Consider the following 19,085-nt stretch of genomic DNA (forward strand, 5'->3'; position numbering starts at 1 on the left):
ATTCTAGCGAGCCGCGGCAACACCTGCAGGCGAGCCCGTCCCGAGTCGTCGGAATGTGCGCTGGTCGCCCTTCAGGCCACTTCCAGGCGGTCCCGGCCGGCGCGCTTGGCTCGATACAGCGCCTGGTCGGCACGCTCGAAAACCGCTTCGCCGGCCTCGTTGCCTTCGAACGCGGTGATGCCGGCGGAACAGGTGATGCTCAGGGGCTCGCCCTTGAAATGGAACGGACAGGCGGCGATCGCCGCGCGCAGCCGTTCGAGCAGTTGCCGGCCGGCTTCCAGGGACGTGGCCGGGAGCAGGACGACGAACTCCTCGCCGCCGAAACGGGCGATGAAATCGGCCTGGCGCAACCGTTTGCGCAATTCGCCGGCAATGATCTTCAGCACCTTGTCCCCGGCCAGGTGGCCGAAGTCGTCGTTGATCCGCTTGAAGTGGTCGATGTCCAGCACCGCCAGCAGCAGATCGCCGCCGTCCCGGTGCCGGCGCGCCACCTCCTGTTCCAGGCGCTCGCTGAGCGCCGCGCGGTTGGGCAGCCCGGTCAGCGGATCGGTCAGGGCTTTCTGTCGCTGGTCCTCCAGGTGGCTGTGGAACGCCTTGGCATCCTGTTCCATGCTGTTGACCCGTTCCATCAGCGCCTGCAGGCGGCCGGACACCTCCTGTTCGTGCTCGGCCTGTTCGCGCTGGTGTTCGTCCATGGAGGCAAGCAGGCCGTTCAGCCGGCTGTCCACCGCCAGCTTGAGGCTGTTCAGGTCGGTCGCCTGCTGCACGCTGGCCTGCAGGCCACTGACCTGCTCACGCAGCGATTGGTCGAAGCCGCGCGCGTTGTCCAGCACGTCGGTATAGCCGGCGTGGGCGTCGCCCAGGTGGCCGAGGAAGCTTTCCAGGCGCTCGTTGAGTTGCCGCAGGTATTCCTCGAAGTCGCGCTGGCCACTGTCCGCCAGGGACAGCACCAGCACCGCCAGGTCGTCGAGTACCGGCACCAGCTCATACCAGTTCAGGCTGCCATCGATCCGCTCCCGCAGCGCCTCGGCCTGGGGCTGGTGGCTGCTCGGCAGGGACAGGCCGTCGAGCAGCCGCAGCAGGCTGGCCTCGATGTGCGGCGCCACCGCGCTGTAGCCGGGCTCCGGTATCGGCGGCGGCAGTTCGTAGGCCTCGTCTACCGCCTGCCCGTCGAGGTTATCCACAGGAGTGGCCGGAGCTTCGGGCGCGCTTTCAACGTCCGCCGGCATTGCGGGCGACGGCTCCGCACCCGCTTCTTCCAGCGTCTCGCTAAAGCTCAGGCCGGCCGGTAGCGGCAGGCTGTCGAGCCAGATTTCCCGGGGCTCATCCAGCAGGATCTGGTTCGGCTCGCCACGCTCGGCGACCCCGACCCAACCCGCTGGCGCGCTTTCGATGGCGGCGACCGTGCGGGCGGGCAACGGCTGCGGCGGACCGCCTGGCGCCTCGTCGTGCTCGGCGACCGGCAGGGACGGCGCGGCCGCCGCCGGTTGGATCGGTGTATTGCTTGCCGCCACAACGGACGGCACCGATGCGCTCGGCTCCGCGGTGGTTTCCGACTCCTTGCCGCCGAACAGGCGTTGCAACAGGCTCGGGCGACCGTCTTCGGCATCGCCGCCCTTGCGCTCGGCCAGCGCCTGGCGTTGCAGCCTGCTCAGCTCGCTGAGCAGGATCGGAATCTCGCGCGACTGCCGGGCGCGCTCCTCGATATCGCGGGCGAACTGCTTCAGCGGCTTGCGCAGTTCCCGCGGCAGGTCCAGGGCCAGCAACTGCTGGGCCAGTTCGCCGAGAGCATCGATGTTCTGCTGGGTGCGTTGCTGGCGGCGCTGTTCGGAGTCGAGCACGGCCTTTTCCAGGCGCGGAATCAGGCCCGACAGGCCGGCGTCCATGTCGTCGCGACGGAGGATCTCGCGCAGCTCCTTCATGCACTGGTCGACCGCCTTGTCGCTGCCTTCGGCCGCCAGACTGCTACGCACCAGGCCGCGACGCAGCAGGTCGATCCGGGCATCCCAGCGCCGTTGCAGGCGCTCCTGCTGCTCGATGTTCTCCAGGTACTTGTCTTTCCAGCGCTGGACGTCGTCGCGACTCATGGCGGACTCCCGGCATCCCCGCGCACGACCAAGGCCTTGTCGCGCAGGTTGTCCGGCAGGCGAATCTCCACCGATACCGGCAGATGGTCGGAGATCGGCTGGTCGAGTACGTCGACCCGCTCGAGAGCGAGATCGGAACTGAGCAGGATATGATCGAGATTGCGCTGCGGCCGCCAGCTGGGAAACGTCGCCTCGACCTGCGGCGCCATCAGGCCGAGGTCGCGCAGGGGCGAGTTTTCCAGAAGATCGACGGCGTGGGTGTTCATGTCGCCCATCAGCACCTGGTGGCGGTAGTCGCCGATCAGCTCGCGGATATAGGCGAGCTGGCGGGTGCGGGTGCGAGCGCCGAGAGCGAGATGCATCATCACTACCACCAGCGCGTCGGCGCCTTCGCCAAAGCGCACGAAGATCGCGCCGCGTCCCGGCGGACCGGGCAACGGATGATCTTCCAGCAGGGTCGGCCGCCAGCGGCTGAGCAGGCCGTTGCTGTGCTGGGCGATACGCCCGAGGTTGCGGTTGAGCTGCTGGTACCAGTAGGGGAACGCCCCCAACTGGGCCAAGTGCTCGACCTGATTGACGTAGCCGGAACGCAGGCTGCCGCCGTCGGCTTCCTGGAGGGCGACGAGGTCGTAGTCGGCGAGCAGTTCGCCGATCCGCTTCAGGTTGGTCGCCCGCCCCGCGTGGGGCAGCAGGTGCTGCCAACCGCGGGTCAGGTAGTGGCGGTAGCGCTCGGTGCTGATACCGACCTGGATGTTGAAGCTGAGAAGGCGCAGGCGGCCGTCGTCGGGCAGCTCCCGCGAATCGTCACAGGAGGGGTTCACTCGCGGGTCGCAGCTACCTGCGACCCGAGGTTCACGCTGCCAGCGGCGCAACATGCCGAATCACCTTGCCTACTTCTTGGCCGCTGCGCGCTCTTTCTCGATCAGGTAGTCGGCCAGCTTGAGGGTTTCCTCCGGACCACCGGCGGAGCCGATGTCGAAGCGGTATTTGCCATTGACCACCATGGTCGGTACGCCGGTGACCTGGTAGGCCATCGCCAGCTTCTTGGCCTTTTCCATCTGGCCCTTGATGGCAAAGGAATTATAGGTGCTCAGGAATTTTTCCTTGTCCACGCCCTTGCCGGCGAGGAAATCGGCCATTTCTTCCGGAGTGGCGAGCTTCTTGTGCTCCTTGTGGATCGCCTCGAACACGGCGTTGTGTACGTCATGCTCGACACCCATGCTTTCCAGGGTCAGGAACATCTGCCCATGGACGTTCCAGATACCGCCGAACAGGGCAGGCAGGCGCACGAAATGGACATCTGCCGGCAGCTTCTCGCTCCACGGCACGATGGTCGGCTCGAACGCGTAGCAATGCGGGCAGCCATACCAGAACAGTTCCACCACTTCGATCTTGCCCGGCTGGGACACCGGCACCGGGCTGCTCAGCTCGACGTATTCCTTGCCGGCGGTATAGTCGTCGGCCTGGGCGGCCATGCCGAACAGGCTGGCCATGGCCAGCATGGCGGTGAGAATCAGGTTACGCATCGTTCACTCCTAGGCGAGGTCAGTGCCGCTCTCCGGCCGGGTTCGGCCCGGTCAGTTCGACCGGGGGGAGCGGTCACGGGTTCCAGCATTGTAGCGATGGCGGACGCAAAAAAGGGCAGCCGAGGCCACCCTTTTTCATACATCTTTTTTGCCGTGCTACGCAGCGATCAGTGCAGACCCTGGATGTAGCTGGAAATCGCGGCGATGTCCTTGTTCGACAGCTTGGCGGCGATGGACTGCATGATCTTGGTGTCGCCGTCGTTGGTGCGGGTACCTTCGCGGAAGTCGGTCAGCTGCTTGGCCACGTAGGTCGCGTGCTGGCCGCCCAGGTGCGGGAAACCGGCGGTTGCGATGCCGACGCCGCTCGGGGAATGGCAACCGGTGCAGGCCGGCATGCCTTCGGCGATCTTGCCGCCGCGGAACAGCGCTTCGCCCTGGGCCACCAGGTTCGGATCGGCCATGCCGACGCTCATCTTCTGGCTGGCGAAGTAGGCGGCGATGTCGGCCAGGTCCTGGTCGCTGAGGTTGGTCAGCAGCCCGGTCATTTCCAGCACGGTACGCTTGCCGTCCTTGATGTCATGCATCTGCTTGAGCAGGTAACGCTCGCCCTGGCCGGCCAGTTTCGGGAAGTTCGGCGCCGGGCTGTTGCCATCCGCACCGTGACAGGCGCCGCACACCGCGGCTTTCGCCTGGCCCGCGGCGGCATCGCCAGCGGCATGGGCAAGGCCGGTCAGACCCAGGGTCAACAGCAGACTCACGAGAAGTTTGTTCATCAGCTAATCCAATTACGGCTAAGGGTGAAAGATAGTGGGCTTCGGCTACTTCTTCACCATCCACTGGATGGTTGCCTGGTAGTCTTCGGCACTGCAGTCGGTGCACAGGCCGCGGGGCGGCATGGCGTTGAATCCGTTGGTCACATGCTGGACCAGGGTCGGCATGCCCTTGGCCAGCCGCGGCTCCCAGGCGGCATGGTCGCCCTTTTTCGGCGCCATCGGCAGCTGGCCGTCGTGACACGCGCCACAGGTCCGGTTGAACACTGCTTCCGGGTCCTGCGCCGCCTGCGCCGTAACGGCCACCGCAACGACTGTCGCTGCGAGCAGCAGTTTCTTCATGATCGTCCTCATCAGGGGGAACGCCCGCGTTCTACCGCGCGGAAAATGCTCTGTCCGTTCCCGCGCGCGCTCGACCCTGGGGGATAAAGCGCACACAAAATCCGCGGCATTATATACTTCCGATACCGAAACGGAAACGAAACAGCCCCCCGCGACACCGAGTCGCACCCCTGTGGATAACCCATGTCAGAGAAGAACCCCATCGTCGGCCTGTGCCAGAAGGCCAGCTTTCTCATCAGTGCCGCCCAGGTCGACCAGTGCCCCCCCGACGAGGGCCTGGAAGTCGCTTTCGCCGGGCGCTCCAATGCCGGCAAGTCGAGCGCGCTGAACACCCTCACCCACGCCAACCTGGCGCGCACCTCGAAAACCCCGGGACGTACCCAACTGCTCAATTTCTTCGCCCTGGACGACTCGCGGCGCCTGGTGGACCTGCCCGGCTACGGCTACGCGAAGGTGCCGATCCCCCTGAAGCAGCACTGGCAGCGCCACCTGGAAGCCTACCTGAGCAGCCGCGCAAGCCTGGCCGGGGTGTTCCTGATGATGGACATCCGCCACCCGCTCACCGACTTCGACCGACTGATGCTGGATTGGGCCCAGGCCAGCCAGCTACCGATCCATGTACTGATGACCAAGGCCGACAAGCTGGCCTTCGGCGCGGCCAAGAACGCCCTGCTCAAGGTACGCCGGGAAGTCCAGCAAGGCTGGGGCGACGTCGCCACCCTGCAACTGTTCTCCGCGCCCAAGCGCCAGGGCGTCGACGAGGCGCAAATGGTCCTGGCGCAATGGCTGGGCCTGCTGGACGAGGAACAAGAGGCGTTCGAGGAAGCCTGAATTCCAGGCAAAAAAAACCCCGAGCTTCGTATGGGGAGGGGGAAGTTCGGGGTTCAAGTCCGGACCGCTAGGGCGGGGTCCAGGAATCTGCCAACACTAAACACTGCAAAGGAGCATCGAAGGGCTCAAGAAGCCATTCGTGTGTTCTGACTGTCGGCAAAACGGGAAAGTTCAGCGCACCGCGAAAAACTTTTCCACGGCACCCTCACCGGGCACTCCGGACCTGCTCGCAAGGCCCGCCACACGGGCCTCGCAACCGTTCATCAGTGGGCTTCGTCCCAGTTCGAACCGACACCCGCCTCGACCACCAGCGGTACGTCCAGGGTCGCCGCTCCGCTCATCAGCGGGCGGATTCCCTCGCACACCTGCTCGACCAAGTCCTCGCGCACTTCCAGCACCAGTTCGTCGTGCACCTGGAGGATCACCCGGGCATCGATGCCGCTTTCCTGCAGCCAGTTATCCACAGCGACCATGGCGCGCTTCATGATGTCCGCCGCGGTGCCCTGCATCGGCGCGTTGATCGCGGTGCGCTCGGCGGCCTTGCGCATGGCGCCGTTCTTCGAATGGATCTCCGGCAGGTACAGACGACGGCCGAACAGGGTTTCGACGAAGCCCTGCTCCGCGGCCTGGGCGCGGGTCCGTTCCATGTACGCCAGGACGCCGGGGTAGCGGGCGAAGTAACGGTCGATGTAGGCCTGGGCCTCCTTGCGCTCGACGCCGATCTGCTTGGCCAGGCCGAAGGCGCTCATGCCGTAGATCAATCCGAAGTTGATCGCCTTGGCGCTGCGTCGCTGGTCGCCGCTGACGTCTTCCAGCGGCACGCCGAAGACTTCCGCCGCGGTGGCGCGGTGTACGTCCAGGTCGTGGCGGAAGGCATCCAGCAGGCCATCGTCCTTGGCCAGGTGGGCCATGATCCGCAGCTCGATCTGCGAGTAGTCCGCGGCCAATAGCTTGTAGCCCTGCGGCGCGACGAACGCCTGGCGGATGCGCCGGCCCTCCGCGGTGCGGATCGGGATGTTCTGCAGGTTCGGGTCGCTCGACGACAGCCGCCCGGTAGCCGCCACCGCCTGGTGGTATGAGGTATGGATGCGCCCGGTGCGCGGGTTGATCTGCTCGGGCAGGCGGTCGGTGTAGGTGCTCTTGAGCTTGCTCATGGAGCGGTACTGCATGATCACCTTGGGCAGCTCGAAGTCCTGCTCGGCCAGTTCGGCGAGCACCGCCTCGGCGGTGGACGGCTGGCCGGTCGCGGTCTTGCTCAGCACCGGCAGGCCGAGCTTGTCGTAGAGGACCGCGCCGAGCTGCTTGGGCGAGCCGAGGTTGAATTCCTGCCCCGCCAGGTCGTATGCCTGGCGCTCCAGGGCGACCATCTTCTCGCCCAGTTCGCGGCTCTGGATGCCCAGCAGGTTGGCGTCGACCAGCGCGCCGTTGCGCTCGATCCGCGCCAGCACCGGTACCAGCGGCATCTCGATATCGGTCAGGACCCTGGCCAGGGACGGGATCGCCTCCAGCTTCTGCCACAGGGCCTGGTGCAGGCGCAGGGTCACGTCGGCGTCCTCCGCCGCATAGGGCCCGGCCTGTTCGATGGCGATCTGGTCGAAGGTCAGTTGCTTGGCGCCCTTGCCGGCGATGTCCTCGAAACGGATGGTGCTGTGGCCGAGGTACTTCAGGGCCAGGCTGTCCATGTCGTGGCGAGTGGCGGTGGAGTCCAGCACATAGGACTCGAGCATGGTGTCGTAGGCTACGCCCCGCAGCGCGATGGGGGTGCTGGCATTGGCCAGGACATTGATGTCGTACTTGGCATGCTGGCCGACCTTGAGCCTCTTCGGATCCTCCAGCAGCGGTTTCAACGCACGCAGCACCGCGTCACGGTCCAGTTGCTCGGGAACGCCCATGTAGCTGTGGGCCAGCGGCACGTAGGCGGCCTCGCCCTCCTTCACGGCGAAGGACACCCCCACCAACTGCGCCTGCTGGGCGTCGATGCTGGTGGTCTCGGTATCGAAGGCGATCAGCTCGGCCTCCTCCAGCTTCTTCAGCCAGGCGTCGAACCCGGCCTGGTCGAGCACCACGTCGTAGTCGACCTCGGCCTGGATAGGCGTTTCCGCCTCGCCGTTCTCGCCGGCCTCCTTGGCCTCGCGCAGGAGGTCGTCCAGCCAGTTCTTGAACTCCAGCTCGCGGTACAGGGCGATCAGCGCTTCGCGCTGCGGCTCGCCGGGATACAGCTTGTCGATCTCCACGTCCAGTTCGACGTCGGTCTTGATGGTCGCCAACTGATAGGACAGGAACGCCTGCTCGCGATTTTCCTCGAGCTTCGCCGGCAAACCCTTGGCGCCGCGGATCGGTAGCTCGGGCACCTTGTCCAGGCTGGCGTAGAGCACCTTCAGGCCGCCACCGACGCCGGTCAGCAGGCCCAGCGCGGTTTTCTCGCCGACGCCGGGAACGCCGGGGATGTTGTCGACCTTGTCGCCCATCAGGGCGAGGAAATCGATGATCAGCTCAGGACCGACGCCGAATTTCTCTTTCACGCCATCCACGTCGAGGCGGCTACCGGTCATGGTGTTGACCAGCGTAATGTGCCCGTCGACCAGTTGCGCCATGTCCTTGTCGCCGGTGGAAATCACCACCGGGCGGCCGGCCGCGGCGCTGCTGCGCGCCAGGGTGCCGATCACGTCGTCGGCCTCGACCCCCTCCACGCACAGCAGCGGCAGGCCGAGGGCGCGGACGCTGGCATGCAGCGGCTCGACCTGGACCCGCAGGTCGTCGGGCATCGACGGCCGGTTGGCCTTGTACTCGGCGAACAGCTCGTCGCGGAAGGTCGGGCCCTTGGCGTCGAAGACCACCGCGAACGGGCTGTCCGGGTACTGCTTGCGCAGGCTCAGGAGCATGTTCAGCACGCCCTTCACCGCACCGGTGGGCTTGCCGGTCGAAGTGGTCAGCGGCGGCAGGGCATGGAAGGCGCGGTACAGGTACGAGGAACCGTCCACCAGGACGAGGGGCGCTTGGCTCATGAGGGGAATCAACCTTTTCCGGAGACCAGGGCGTGTAGAATGAACCCTGGACGATTCGATAAAGGAGCAAGGTTACCATGCGTACGCTGAACCGCTTGATGCTCGCCGGACTGCTGGCGTTCGCCCCGCTCGTCGCGATGGCGGCGGACGACGACGCGCCTTCCGGCGAGCCCGACGTAACCATCCGCCAGGAGGGCGACAAGACCATCCAGGAATACCGCGTGAATGGCTTCCTCTACGCCATCAAGGTGGTTCCCAAGCATGGCAAACCCTATTTCCTGGTCCGCGCCGACGGCAGCGATGGCAACTTCATTCGCTCCGACCAGCCGGACAAGCTGATTCCACAATGGGAGATCTTCAGCTGGTGATGTGCATTTCCAACCTGGCGAGGCCGCGCTGACATGTCGGTGTTCACCCCACTCGAACGCTCGACCCTGGAAGCCTTCCTCGCCCCCTACGACCTGGGCCGCCTGCGGGATTTCCGTGGCATCGCCGAAGGCTCCGAGAACAGCAACTTCTTCGTCAGCCTGGAACACGGCGAGTTCGTCCTGACCCTGGTCGAGCGCGGCCCGGTGCAGGACTTGCCGTTCTTCATCGAACTGCTCGACGTGCTCCACGAGGACGGCCTGCCGGTGCCCTACGCCCTGCGCACCCGCGACGGCGAGGCCCTGCGCCGTCTCGAAGGCAAGCCGGCGCTGCTGCAACCGCGCCTGGCCGGCCGCCACGAGCGGCAGCCGAACGCCCACCACTGCCAGGAAGTGGGCGATCTGCTCGGCCACCTTCACGCCGCCACCCGCGGGCGCATCCTCGAACGCCCGAGCGACCGTGGCCTGCCCTGGATGCTGGAACAAGGTGCCAACCTCGCCCCGCGACTACCGGAACAGGCCCGCGCCCTGCTCGCCCCGGCCCTGGCGGAGATCGCCGCGCTGGATGCCGAGCGTCCAGCGCTGCCGCGCGCCAACCTGCATGCCGACCTGTTCCGCGACAACGTGCTGTTCGACGGCCCGCACCTGGCCGGCCTGATCGACTTCTACAACGCCTGCTCCGGCTGGATGCTCTACGACCTGGCGATCACCCTGAACGACTGGTGCTCCAATACCGACGGCAGCCTGGACCCGGCCCGCGCCCGCGCCCTGCTCGCCGCCTACGCCAACCGCCGGCCGTTCACCGCGCTGGAAGCCGAGCACTGGCCGAGCATGCTGCGGGTCGCCTGCGTGCGCTTCTGGCTGTCGCGACTGATCGCCGCCGAGGCGTTCGCCGGACAGGACGTGCTGATCCATGATCCGGCGGAGTTCGAGATGCGCCTGGCGCAACGGCAGAACGTGGAGATTCATTTGCCGTTTGCGTTGTAGGCAGGAACCACAGGAGCACGGCCGTCCTGCGGCCGTTCGCCCTTCAAAAACCATGCGGTTCGGCGTCTCGGAGTGAGGCCGAGCCGACATCCTGTCGAGGCCTCGTCGTTCAGCCAACCCCCGGCCCGGCCATCCTGGCCGGTCGTTCGCCCTTCAAAACGCATGCGGTTCGGCGTCTTGGGTAAGGCCGAGCTGACATCCTGTCGAGGCTTCGTCGTTCAGCCCACCCCCGGCCCGGCCATCCTGGCCGGTCGTTCGCATTGAAAAACGCATGCGTTTTTCAAGTGCTCACCCACATTTCGAGTGTCCGCAGTTGAGGCAGGTGGCGCAGCCGTCCATCTGTACCACCGCCATGCTGTTGCACTTGCCGCACAGTTGCGCGCCGGCGGGGAAGCCTTCGCCCGGCTCGACCTTGCTGGTGCCCTGGGCGGCCTCGTAGGCGGCGCGTTTTTCCGCGAGGAAAAGACGCTGTTCCTCGTCCAGTTCAGGGCCACGCAACAGGCCGATGGCCGTCAGGTGGCGCTCCAGCACGCCACCGATCTCGGCGACGATGGAAGGCATGTAGATGCCGCCTTTCTTCAGGTAGCCCCCGCGCGGGTCGAATACCGCCTTGAGTTCCTCGACAAGGAAGGTACAGTCGCCGCCCTTGCGGAAAACCGCGGACATGATGCGGGTAAGTGCGACGATCCACTGGAAATGATCCATGTTCTTCGAGTTGATGAAGATCTCGAAGGGACGCCGCTGCTCGTGCGCCGTGCCCGCATTGAGGACCATGTCGTTGATGGTCACGTAGAGCGCGTGCTCGAACAGCGGCGACTTGATCTTGTAGGTGGCGCCGATCAGGGTATCCGGGCGCTCCAGGGTCTCGTCCATCTGCACCACCGACGCGGCTTCCGCGGCGGCGGCAAGGGCCTGCTCCTCGGCTTCGTTGACGACCTTGAAGCCCTTGATCTTCTGCGTGATCTTGACTGCTGACATATCGATTCCCCCGGCCTCAGTACTTGCCGTAATAGCCTTCTTTCAAGGCGTCGAAGAGGTTGGCGGCGGTATGGATCTCACCGTCGTACTCGACCTGCTCGTTGCCCTTGAACTCCACCACGCTGCCGTCCTCCAGTTCGAAGCGGTAGCGGGTCTTCTCCAGGTCGGACTCCTTGACCAGCACGCCCTGGAACGCCTCGGGATTGAAGCGGAAGGTGGTGCAGCCCTTGAGTCCCTGGTGCCAGGCGTAGCGGTAGATGTCCTTGAAGTCCTCGAACGGGTAGTCGGTGGGCACGTTGGCGGTCTTGGAGATCGACGAATCGACCCACTTCTGCGCCGCCGCCTGGATGTCCACGTGCTGCGCCGGGGTGACGCTGTCGGCGGTGATGAAGTAGTCCGGCAGGCGTCGCGCCGGGTCGTCGCTGTCCGGCAGGGCCTGGGCGTTGACCAGGGTCCGGTATGCCAGCAGCTCGTAGCTGTAGACCTCGACCTTTTCCTTGGTCTTGCGGCCTTCGCGGATCAGGTTGCGCGAATAATGGTGGGCGAAGCTCGGCTCGATACCGTTGGAGGCATTGTTGGCCAGGCTCAGGCTGATGGTCCCGGTCGGCGCGATGGAGCTGTGGTGGGTGAAGCGCGCGCCGGTTTCAGCCAACGCCTCGATCAGTTCCGGAGCATGTTCGGCGACCCGCTGCATGTAGCGGGAATACTTGGCGTGAAGCACGCTGCCGCGGATGCGGTCGCCGGCCTTATAGCCATCGGCGGCCATTTCCGGACGCTTGCGAAGCATTTCCGCAGTGACTTCGTAGTCCTGCGCCAGGATCGGCGCCGGGCCCTTCTCCCTGGCCAGCTCCAGGGCCACTTCCCAGCCCACCAGGGCCATTTCCCGCGCCACTTCCTCGGTGAATACGCAGGCCTCGGGACTGCCGTAGCGCAGCTTGAGCAGGGTCAGGGTCGAGCCCAGGCCGAGGAAGCCCATGCCATGCCGGCGCTTGCCAAGGATTTCCTGGCGTTGCTGTTCCAGCGGCAGGCCGTTGATTTCCACCACGTTGTCGAGCATCCGGGTAAACACCCGCACCACTTCGCGGAAACGGTCCCAGTCGAAGCGCGCCTCGTCGCCAAATGGCTGCTCGACGAAGCAGGTGAGGTTGACCGAGCCGAGCAGGCACGAGCCGTACGGCGGCAGAGGCTGCTCGCCGCAGGGGTTGGTGGCGCGGATCGCCTCGCACCACCAGTTGTTGTTCAGTTCGTTGACCCGGTCGATGAGGATGAAGCCCGGCTCCGCATAGTCGTAGGTGGAGACCATGATCATGTCCCACAGGTGGCGGGCGCGGACCTGGCCGTAGACCTTGCAGGCGACCAGCCCGTCGGCGCGCTGGACGTAGTCGTCCTGGATCGGCCATTCGCGCCAGACCACCGCGTTGGGGTCGTCGAGGTCGATCTCGTCGCGCTCCTTCACGTGCACCGGGAATACCAGCGGCCAGTCGGCGTCCTGTTCCACCGCCTGCATGAACTGGTCGGTGATCAGCAGGCTCAGGTTGAACTGGCGCAAGCGCCCGTCCTCGCGCTTGGCGCGGATGAATTCGCGGACGTCCGGGTGGCTGACATCGAAGGTGCCCATCTGCGCGCCGCGGCGGCCGCCGGCGGAGCTGACGGTGAAGCACATCTTGTCGTAGATGTCCATGAACGACAGCGGCCCGCTGGTGTAGGCACCGGCACCGGAAACGTAGGCGCCGCGCGGGCGCAGGGTGCTGAACTCATAGCCGATGCCGCAGCCGGCCTTGAGCGTCAGGCCGGCCTCGTGGACTTTCTCGAGGATGTTGTCCATGGAGTCCTGGATGGTTCCGGACACGGTGCAGTTGATAGTCGAGGTGGCCGGCTTGTGCCCCAGGGCGCCGGCGTTGGAGATGATCCGGCCGGCCGGGATGGCGCCGTTGCGCAGGGCCCAGAGGAAGCGCCCGTACCAGTGTTCGCGGGAGGCCTTGTCCTCGACATCGGCAAGGGCGCGGGCGACGCGTTGCCAGGTACCGTCGACGCTGGCATCCACCGGCGTACCGTCCTTGCTCTTGAGCCGGTACTTCTTGTCCCAGATATCCTGCGACGCGTCCTGCAGGGCGATGGTCCCGCGTTCGGTGCGGGGACTGCGTGCGTCTGTCTTGGCCATCCGCTGATTAACCTCCCGATGGTTGTTGGGGCGTCCGAAGCCGGCCACCGTACGCAACATCTAGTTATCCGTACCTGACGGGAATCAATATCTTGTGTCAGGCAGCAACAGACAACCTTAGTCATCGGGACGCCGCGCGCAAGAGGGCGCGGCCATCAGTCACGGGTTTTCAGAGCTTTTCCAGACAGCCGGCAAATTCGCCTGCCAGGTTGTTCAGAAGATTCTCATAGCCGTTGGCGTCCACGCTCACGTTCACGCCCAGGTCGTCCAGTTCGGCCAGGCGCACCGGCAGGCCTTCGCTGAGGGTGTCGGCCAGCCGCGGTCGAAGCGGCGGCTCGCTGAAGATGCAGGCCGGACCGGCGGCCTTCAGTTGGGCGCGCATGGCGGCGACATGGCGTGCTCCCGGCTGGACCTCCGCGGATACCGCGAACACGCCGGTATGGCGCAACCCGTAGGCTTCCTCGAAATAGTCGAAGGCTTCATGGAAGACGAAGAAAGGCTTGCCGGCAAGCTTGCCCAGGCGTTCGCGGAGTTTGCCGTCGAGCCCGCCGAGGCGCTCCTCGAAGGCCTTCAGGTTGGCCCGGTAGCGCCCGGCGTTGGCCGGGTCGACCTGGGCCAGGTCCTCGGCCATCCGCGCGGCGATGGTGCGGGCGTTGGCCGGCAACAGCCAGAGGTGGGCGTCGAGCATGCCGGGACGATGGTCATGGTCGTGCTCGTCGTGCCCGGCATGCTCCTCTTCCTCGAAATTGACGAACTTGCGCAGGTGCATGCCCGGCAGGTCCTGCACCGCGACGCTGGCGCCCTGGCGGCCGGCGAGCACCTTGGGCAGGAAGTTTTCCAGGTCCGGGCCGATCCAGTAGAACAATTGCACCTCGCGCAGCCGCCGTACGTCGGAAGGACGCAGGGCGTACTGGTGCGGCGAGGCGCCCGGCGGCAGCAGTACGTCCGGCTGGCCGACGCCGTCCTGGATGGCCGCGGCGACCAGTTGCAGCGGTTTGATGCTGGTCAGCACGCTGACCTCGGCGCGCGCCGGCGAAGCCAGCAGGAACAGGGCGAAGCAGGCGGACAGCAGGGCAAAGGGACGCAGGGTCACGGCGGCACTCACATGAAAGGTGGTTAGCGGGTAATATAATAACGTCTCTACCCTCGAGCGTCGCAGCCCATGTACAAGATTGCGCCCAAGACCCCGCTGGCCTGCCAGCCCCATGACCACAGCCAGTGCGTCAGCACCGCGCTGGCCGAGGCCGATGCGCTGTGCGCGCGCCAGGGCGTACGCCTGACCGAATTGCGGCGGCGCGTGCTGGAGCTGGTCTGGCAGAGCCACAAGCCGCTGGGGGCCTACGATATCCTCGCGGTGCTCAGCGAAACCGACGGCCGCCGCGCCGCGCCGCCGACCGTCTACCGCGCGCTGGACTTCCTCCAGGAGAACGGCCTGGTGCACCGCATCGCCTCGCTCAACGCGTTCGTCGGCTGCAACAACCCGGAGCACAGCCACCAGGGCCAGTTCCTCATCTGCCGCACCTGCCACACCGCGATCGAGCTGGAACAGCCGGATATCAGCCGGGCCATCGTCGCCGGAGCGAACAGCGTCGGCTTCGCCGTTGAAAGCCAGACCGTCGAGGTGGTCGGCCTCTGCGGCACCTGCCGGGACCAGAAGGACGCCTGATGGACAACGCGCTGGTGCGGCTGACCCAGGTCGGCGTGTCCTTCAACGGCCAGGCGGTGCTGAGCGATGTCGACCTGGCCATCGAGCCCGGCCAGATCGTCACCCTGATCGGCCCCAACGGCGCCGGCAAGACCACCCTGGTACGCAGCGTGCTCGGCCTGCTCAAGCCGCACGTCGGCGAGGTCTGGCGACGGCCGCGGCTGACCATCGGCTACATGCCGCAGAAACTCCACGTCGACGCCACCCTGCCGCTCAGCGTACTGCGCTTCCTCCGCCTGGTACCCGGGGTCAGGCGCGAGCAGGCGCTGGCGGCGTTGCGCGAGGTCGGCGCGGCGCACGTGCTGGAGCGCCCGCTGCAAAGCATTTCCGGTGGCGAACTGCAACGCGTGCTGCTGGCCCGCGCTCTGCTGCGCAAGCCCGAGCTACTGGTGCTCGACGAGCCGGTGCAGGGCGTCGACGTCGCCGGCCAGGCCGAACTCTACCGCCTCATCGGCAAACTGCGCGACCGCTACGGCTGCGGTGTGCTGATGGTCTCCCACGACCTGCACCTGGTGATGAGCGCCACCGACCAGGTGGTCTGCCTGAACCGCCATGTCTGCTGCTCAGGGCACCCCGAGCAGGTCAGCGGCGACCCGGCCTTCGTCGAGCTGTTCGGCCAGGACGCTCGCAGCCTGGCGATCTACCACCACCATCACGACCACGCCCACGACCTCCACGGCGAGGTGGTCAAGGCCGGTCCCGGCGCCTTGCCTCCAGGCACCCGCTTCACTCCTGTCCACAAGCACGGCCCCGACTGCAACCATGGCTGACTTCCTGCTCAACGCCCTCCTCGCCGGCCTCGCCCTGGCCCTGGTGGCTGGCCCCCTGGGCTCCTTCGTGGTCTGGCGGCGGATGGCCTATTTCGGCGATACCCTGTCCCACGCCGCACTGCTCGGGGTAGCCCTGGGTTTCCTCCTCGATGTCAGCCCGACCCTGGCTGTGACCGTCGGCTGCGTGCTGCTCGCAGTGCTGCTGGTGACCCTGCAGCAGCGCCAGCCGCTGGCCGCCGACACCCTGCTGGGCATCCTCGCCCACAGCACCCTGTCGCTGGGCCTGGTCACCCTGAGCTTCATGAAGGAAGTGCGGGTCGACCTGATGGCTTACCTGTTCGGCGATCTGCTGGCGGTAAGCGCCAGCGACCTGCTGTGGATAATCGCCGGCAGCGCGCTGGTCCTGGCACTGATCTGCTTCCTCTGGCGGCCGCTGCTGGCGATCACCGTGCACGAGGAACTGGCGAAGGTGGAAGGCCTGCCGGTCGGAGCGATCCGCCTGGCGCTGATGTTGCTGATCGCCATCGTCATCGCCGTGGCGATGAAGATCGTCGGCGTACTGCTGATCACCTCGCTGCTGATCATTCCCGCCGCCGCCGCCCAGCGCCATGCCCGCAGTCCCGAGCAGATGGCGGTCGGCGCCAGCCTGCTGGGACTGGTCGCGGTGTGCGCCGGCCTGGCCCTGTCCTGGTTCAAGGATACCCCCGCCGGCCCCTCGATCGTGGTCAGCGCCGCCGGCCTGTTCCTGCTGAGTTTTGTCCTGCCCCGCCGCACGGTGTAGAATCTGGCGATTTTTTGACCAAACGAGAACCCGCAGGAATGATGTCGTCCTTCTTTCGCCTGCTGTCCGTCCTGGCGGCGGCGCTGCTGGTCAGCGCCTGCCAGGGCAATGCGTCGTCGCAACCGACGCCGGTGGTCGCGCCCCAGGCGCAGCCCGCCGATCCCTACGCCGAACTGCAGCAAACCCTGGCCGCCGGCAAGCTCGAACAGGCCGAGCAACAATGGCTGGCCCTGCGCAGCGCAGCCGCCGGCGACGAGCGCGTCGAAGCGTTCCGCCGCCAGTTGGCCGAGGCCTACATGCAGCGCGGGGAAACCGCGCTGCGTCAAGGAGACCTCAACACCGCCACCAGCGCCCTCGGCCATGCCCGCGGACTGATGCCCAAAGCGCCGGCGCTGACCGCCGGGCTGGACGGTGCGATCAACCGCGCCAAGGTCGATCCCGCCCGCGCCGAGCAGGCCCGACGCATGCAGCAGGCGGCCCAGCAGCAGATGCAGCAGATCATCCAGACGCCGCCCGGCGGCGAGCTGAAGCCGCTGCCCGGCGCTCCCCACCTGATCGATCCGCAAGCGGCCAGCAGCGCCGTGCCCCTGCCGATGCTCGACGGCACCGGCCAGGGCGGCCTCGGTGCGGTGCTCGACGCGGTGGCCGCGGATGTCGTCGCCTACCGTTGCAGGGTGCATATCGAAGTGCGCCGGGACAGCGACTATCCGCTGGTTTCCGACCAGCTCCTGGCGCGGGTGAAGAAGCTCTCACCCGATTTCGACCTGCATCTCAGCCATGTCGTACAGGCCGACAAGCCAACCCGATTGATACTTACCCCCCGGAATTGAGACCGGTCCTGCCCCGGCCGCAGCAGAAAGCGCTTGTCGGGAGCGCACCAGACGCTTATTCCATTTCAATGATTTTTCATCACCAATAAATATTAATAATGCATAAGAAAGCAAGGTAAAATGCTCGGTTTAGCTGACCGCCCATGCTTCCCGCCAAGCCCGTGCTCCAGCCGTAACAGCATCGCCGCACCCACAAGGTTCGCCCAGTGATCGAATTCCACGACGTCCACAAGACCTATCGAGTTGCCGGTCGGGAAATCCCCGCCTTGCAACCGACCCGCCTGAACATCCAGGCCGGGCAGATTTTCGGCCTGATCGGCCATTCCGGTGCCGGCAAGAGCACCCTGCTGCGCCTGATCAACCGCCTCGAGGAGCCCAGCGGCGGCCGCATCCTGGTCGAGGGCGAAGACGTCACCGCCCTCGACGCCGAAGGCCTGCGCCGTTTCCGCCAGCGCGTCGGGATGATCTTCCAGCACTTCAACCTGCTGTCCTCGAAGACCGTCGCCGACAACATCGCCATGCCCCTGCGCCTGGCCGGCGGCTTCAGCCGTGCCGAAGTCGATGCGCGGGTCTCCGAGCTGCTCGCGCGGGTCGGCCTGTCCGACCACGCGCGCAAGTATCCGGCCCAGCTCTCCGGCGGACAGAAACAGCGCGTCGGCATCGCTCGCGCCCTGGCCTGCCGGCCGAGCATCCTGCTCTGCGACGAGGCCACCAGCGCCCTCGATCCGCAGACCACCGCCTCGGTCCTGCAACTGCTGGCGGAAATCAATCGCGAGCTGAAGCTGACCATCGTCCTCATCACCCACGAGATGGACGTGATCCGCCGTGTCTGCGACCAGGTCGCGGTCATGGACGGCGGCGCCATCGTCGAGCAGGGCGATGTCGCCGATGTCTTCCTCCATCCGCAGCACCCGACCACCCGCCGCTTCGTGTTCGAGGCCGAACGAGTCGACGAGGACGAGCGCCACGACGATTTCGCCCACGTGCCGGGTCTCATCCTGCGCCTGACCTTCCGCGGCGAAGCCACCTATGCGCCGCTGCTGGGCACCGTGGCGCGGCAGACCGGGGTCGACTACAGCATCCTTTCCGGACGCATCGACCGCATCAAGGACACGCCCTACGGCCAGTTGACCCTGGCCCTGGTCGGCGGTGACCTGGAAGCCGCCATGAGCCAGTTGAACGCCGCTGACGTACATGTGGAGGTACTGCGCTGATGGACTTCTTCGAAACCATGAGCTTCGCCAACATCGACTGGTACGAAATCTGGCTGGCCAGCGTCGACACCTTCTGGATGCTCGGCGGTTCGCTGCTGTTCACAGTGGTCCTCGGCCTGCCCCTCGGCGTCCTGCTGTTCCTTACCGGGCCACGGCAGATGTTCGAGCAGAAGGCGGTCTACACCCTGCTCTCGCTAGTGGTGAACATCCTCCGTTCGTTGCCGTTCATCATCCTGCTGATCGTGATGATCCCGCTGACCGTACTGATCACCGGTACCTCGCTGGGCGTCGCCGGGGCCATCCCGCCGCTGGTGGTGGGCGCCACGCCGTTCTTCGCGCGCCTGGTGGAAACCGCGCTGCGCGAGGTCGACAAGGGCATCATCGAGGCAACCCAGGCGATGGGCGCCAGCACCCGGCAGATCATCTGGAACGCCCTGCTGCCGGAAGCCCGGCCGGGCATCATCGCCGCCATCACCGTCACCGCCATCACCCTGGTCTCGTACACCGCGATGGCCGGAGTGGTCGGCGCCGGCGGGCTGGGCGACCTGGCGATCCGCTTCGGCTATCAGCGCTTCCAGACCGACGTGATGGTGGTCACGGTGGTGATGCTGCTGATCCTCGTCCAGATTCTGCAAACCGTGGGCGACAAGCTGGTGGTGCACTTCTCGCGCAAGTAAGCTTGCCGGCCAAGCCCAAAACCCTGAGCGCCGCGGTTATCCACAGCCGCCAGGAA

General features: G+C 66.1%; 18 protein-coding genes. 9 read left to right on the forward strand and 9 right to left on the reverse strand.

Annotated elements, in window-relative coordinates; all coding sequences use genetic code 11:
• Window positions 1-71: 71 nt before the first annotated feature.
• The 5 genes from dgcP to ACYAF3_RS10870 form a co-directional block, all read right to left on the reverse strand.
• Entirely contained in the window at window positions 72-2,087 is a 2,016-nt protein-coding gene (dgcP, locus tag ACYAF3_RS10850) for a diguanylate cyclase DgcP (protein WP_003114121.1), read from the reverse strand.
• Window positions 2,084-2,962, reverse strand: a complete 879-nt coding sequence (locus ACYAF3_RS10855; RefSeq protein WP_003096975.1) for an endonuclease/exonuclease/phosphatase family protein — start codon at window positions 2,960-2,962, stop codon at window positions 2,084-2,086. Before ACYAF3_RS10855 ends, dgcP begins: the two co-directional genes overlap by 4 nt.
• A gap of 15 nt (window positions 2,963-2,977) precedes the next feature.
• On the reverse strand, window positions 2,978-3,613 hold the full coding sequence (gene dsbA, locus ACYAF3_RS10860) for a thiol:disulfide interchange protein DsbA (RefSeq protein ID WP_003096976.1): 636 nt from the start codon (window positions 3,611-3,613) through the stop codon (window positions 2,978-2,980).
• A 167-nt stretch (window positions 3,614-3,780) separates the two neighbouring features.
• A complete protein-coding gene (locus ACYAF3_RS10865) occupies window positions 3,781-4,386 on the reverse strand; it encodes a c-type cytochrome (protein ID WP_003102831.1) in 606 nt (201 codons plus the stop codon).
• A 45-nt stretch (window positions 4,387-4,431) separates the two neighbouring features.
• On the reverse strand, window positions 4,432-4,725 hold the full coding sequence (locus tag ACYAF3_RS10870; RefSeq protein ID WP_003096979.1) for a c-type cytochrome: 294 nt from the start codon (window positions 4,723-4,725) through the stop codon (window positions 4,432-4,434).
• 183 nt (window positions 4,726-4,908) lie between these two features.
• Between ACYAF3_RS10870 and yihA the strand changes: the two genes are divergently transcribed.
• Window positions 4,909-5,556: a ribosome biogenesis GTP-binding protein YihA/YsxC gene (gene yihA, locus ACYAF3_RS10875; protein ID WP_003096980.1), complete on the forward strand. Its 648-nt coding sequence runs from the start codon at window positions 4,909-4,911 to the stop codon at window positions 5,554-5,556.
• Window positions 5,557-5,819: 263 nt separating this feature from the next.
• Here the strand turns inward: yihA and polA are convergent, their stop codons facing one another.
• A complete protein-coding gene (gene polA / locus ACYAF3_RS10880; protein WP_003102829.1) occupies window positions 5,820-8,561 on the reverse strand; it encodes a DNA polymerase I in 2,742 nt (913 codons plus the stop codon).
• Between the two features lie 77 nt (window positions 8,562-8,638).
• On the opposite strand from polA, the gene ACYAF3_RS10885 reads away from it, so the two are divergent.
• Both ACYAF3_RS10885 and ACYAF3_RS10890 read left to right on the forward strand, forming a co-directional pair.
• Window positions 8,639-8,929: a DUF2782 domain-containing protein gene (locus ACYAF3_RS10885; protein ID WP_003096984.1), complete on the forward strand. Its 291-nt coding sequence runs from the start codon at window positions 8,639-8,641 to the stop codon at window positions 8,927-8,929.
• Window positions 8,930-8,962: 33 nt separating this feature from the next.
• Window positions 8,963-9,913, forward strand: coding sequence for a homoserine kinase (locus ACYAF3_RS10890; protein ID WP_003102827.1), 951 nt, complete (start codon window positions 8,963-8,965; stop codon window positions 9,911-9,913).
• Between the two features lie 288 nt (window positions 9,914-10,201).
• Here ACYAF3_RS10890 and ACYAF3_RS10895 read toward each other — a convergent pair whose 3' ends face one another.
• The 3 genes from ACYAF3_RS10895 to ACYAF3_RS10905 all read right to left on the reverse strand — a co-directional run bounded on the left by ACYAF3_RS10895 (window position 10,202) and on the right by ACYAF3_RS10905 (window position 14,145).
• Window positions 10,202-10,891, reverse strand: a complete 690-nt coding sequence (locus ACYAF3_RS10895; RefSeq protein ID WP_003096987.1) for a TSCPD domain-containing protein — start codon at window positions 10,889-10,891, stop codon at window positions 10,202-10,204.
• Between the two features lie 16 nt (window positions 10,892-10,907).
• A complete protein-coding gene (locus ACYAF3_RS10900) occupies window positions 10,908-13,112 on the reverse strand; it encodes an adenosylcobalamin-dependent ribonucleoside-diphosphate reductase (protein ID WP_003122328.1) in 2,205 nt (734 codons plus the stop codon).
• Between the two features lie 109 nt (window positions 13,113-13,221).
• Window positions 13,222-14,145: a zinc ABC transporter substrate-binding protein gene (locus tag ACYAF3_RS10905; protein WP_003099734.1), complete on the reverse strand. Its 924-nt coding sequence runs from the start codon at window positions 14,143-14,145 to the stop codon at window positions 13,222-13,224.
• Between the two features lie 69 nt (window positions 14,146-14,214).
• Between ACYAF3_RS10905 and zur the strand changes: the two genes are divergently transcribed.
• The 6 genes from zur (at window position 14,215) to ACYAF3_RS10935 (ending at window position 19,029) form a co-directional block, all read left to right on the forward strand.
• Window positions 14,215-14,718 (forward strand): zinc uptake transcriptional repressor Zur, encoded by a 504-nt coding sequence (zur, locus tag ACYAF3_RS10910; protein WP_003096992.1) that lies wholly within the window; start codon window positions 14,215-14,217, stop codon window positions 14,716-14,718.
• The gene (gene znuC, locus ACYAF3_RS10915; RefSeq protein ID WP_003099732.1) at window positions 14,718-15,527 is read left to right on the forward strand and encodes a zinc ABC transporter ATP-binding protein ZnuC; all 810 of its coding nucleotides are present in this window, start codon (window positions 14,718-14,720) and stop codon (window positions 15,525-15,527) included. Before zur ends, znuC begins: the two co-directional genes overlap by 1 nt.
• The gene (gene znuB, locus ACYAF3_RS10920) at window positions 15,520-16,308 is read left to right on the forward strand and encodes a zinc ABC transporter permease subunit ZnuB (protein WP_003096998.1); all 789 of its coding nucleotides are present in this window, start codon (window positions 15,520-15,522) and stop codon (window positions 16,306-16,308) included. The genes znuC and znuB overlap by 8 nt, the downstream gene beginning before the upstream one ends.
• 41 nt (window positions 16,309-16,349) lie before the next feature.
• On the forward strand, window positions 16,350-17,138 hold the full coding sequence (locus tag ACYAF3_RS10925; protein ID WP_003122325.1) for a PA5502 family lipoprotein: 789 nt from the start codon (window positions 16,350-16,352) through the stop codon (window positions 17,136-17,138).
• Between the two features lie 206 nt (window positions 17,139-17,344).
• Window positions 17,345-18,352: a methionine ABC transporter ATP-binding protein gene (locus tag ACYAF3_RS10930; RefSeq protein ID WP_003097002.1), complete on the forward strand. Its 1,008-nt coding sequence runs from the start codon at window positions 17,345-17,347 to the stop codon at window positions 18,350-18,352.
• Entirely contained in the window at window positions 18,352-19,029 is a 678-nt protein-coding gene (locus ACYAF3_RS10935) for a methionine ABC transporter permease (RefSeq protein WP_003097004.1), read from the forward strand. Before ACYAF3_RS10930 ends, ACYAF3_RS10935 begins: the two co-directional genes overlap by 1 nt.
• Window positions 19,030-19,085 lie beyond the last annotated feature (56 nt).

The organism is Pseudomonas sp. TZ252 (genome assembly GCF_056110345.1).

Excerpts from the sequence above, each read along its gene's own strand:
- ACYAF3_RS10925 (WP_003122325.1), top strand. The coding sequence starts at position 16,350 with ATGTCGTCCTTCTTTCGCCTGCTGTCCGTCCTGGCGGCGGCGCTGCTG.
- ACYAF3_RS10935 (WP_003097004.1), top strand. The coding sequence starts at position 18,352 with ATGGACTTCTTCGAAACCATGAGCTTCGCCAACATCGACTGGTACGAA.
- yihA (WP_003096980.1), top strand. The coding sequence starts at position 4,909 with ATGTCAGAGAAGAACCCCATCGTCGGCCTGTGCCAGAAGGCCAGCTTT.
- ACYAF3_RS10870 (WP_003096979.1), bottom strand. The coding sequence starts at position 4,725 with ATGAAGAAACTGCTGCTCGCAGCGACAGTCGTTGCGGTGGCCGTTACG.
- zur (WP_003096992.1), top strand. The coding sequence starts at position 14,215 with ATGTACAAGATTGCGCCCAAGACCCCGCTGGCCTGCCAGCCCCATGAC.
- dsbA (WP_003096976.1), bottom strand. The coding sequence starts at position 3,613 with ATGCGTAACCTGATTCTCACCGCCATGCTGGCCATGGCCAGCCTGTTC.
- ACYAF3_RS10895 (WP_003096987.1), bottom strand. The coding sequence starts at position 10,891 with ATGTCAGCAGTCAAGATCACGCAGAAGATCAAGGGCTTCAAGGTCGTC.
- ACYAF3_RS10855 (WP_003096975.1), bottom strand. The coding sequence starts at position 2,962 with ATGTTGCGCCGCTGGCAGCGTGAACCTCGGGTCGCAGGTAGCTGCGAC.
- polA (WP_003102829.1), bottom strand. The coding sequence starts at position 8,561 with ATGAGCCAAGCGCCCCTCGTCCTGGTGGACGGTTCCTCGTACCTGTAC.
- znuC (WP_003099732.1), top strand. The coding sequence starts at position 14,718 with ATGGACAACGCGCTGGTGCGGCTGACCCAGGTCGGCGTGTCCTTCAAC.
- ACYAF3_RS10900 (WP_003122328.1), bottom strand. The coding sequence starts at position 13,112 with ATGTTGCGTACGGTGGCCGGCTTCGGACGCCCCAACAACCATCGGGAG.
- ACYAF3_RS10885 (WP_003096984.1), top strand. The coding sequence starts at position 8,639 with ATGCGTACGCTGAACCGCTTGATGCTCGCCGGACTGCTGGCGTTCGCC.
- znuB (WP_003096998.1), top strand. The coding sequence starts at position 15,520 with ATGGCTGACTTCCTGCTCAACGCCCTCCTCGCCGGCCTCGCCCTGGCC.
- ACYAF3_RS10865 (WP_003102831.1), bottom strand. The coding sequence starts at position 4,386 with ATGAACAAACTTCTCGTGAGTCTGCTGTTGACCCTGGGTCTGACCGGC.
- dgcP (WP_003114121.1), bottom strand. The coding sequence starts at position 2,087 with ATGAGTCGCGACGACGTCCAGCGCTGGAAAGACAAGTACCTGGAGAAC.
- ACYAF3_RS10890 (WP_003102827.1), top strand. The coding sequence starts at position 8,963 with ATGTCGGTGTTCACCCCACTCGAACGCTCGACCCTGGAAGCCTTCCTC.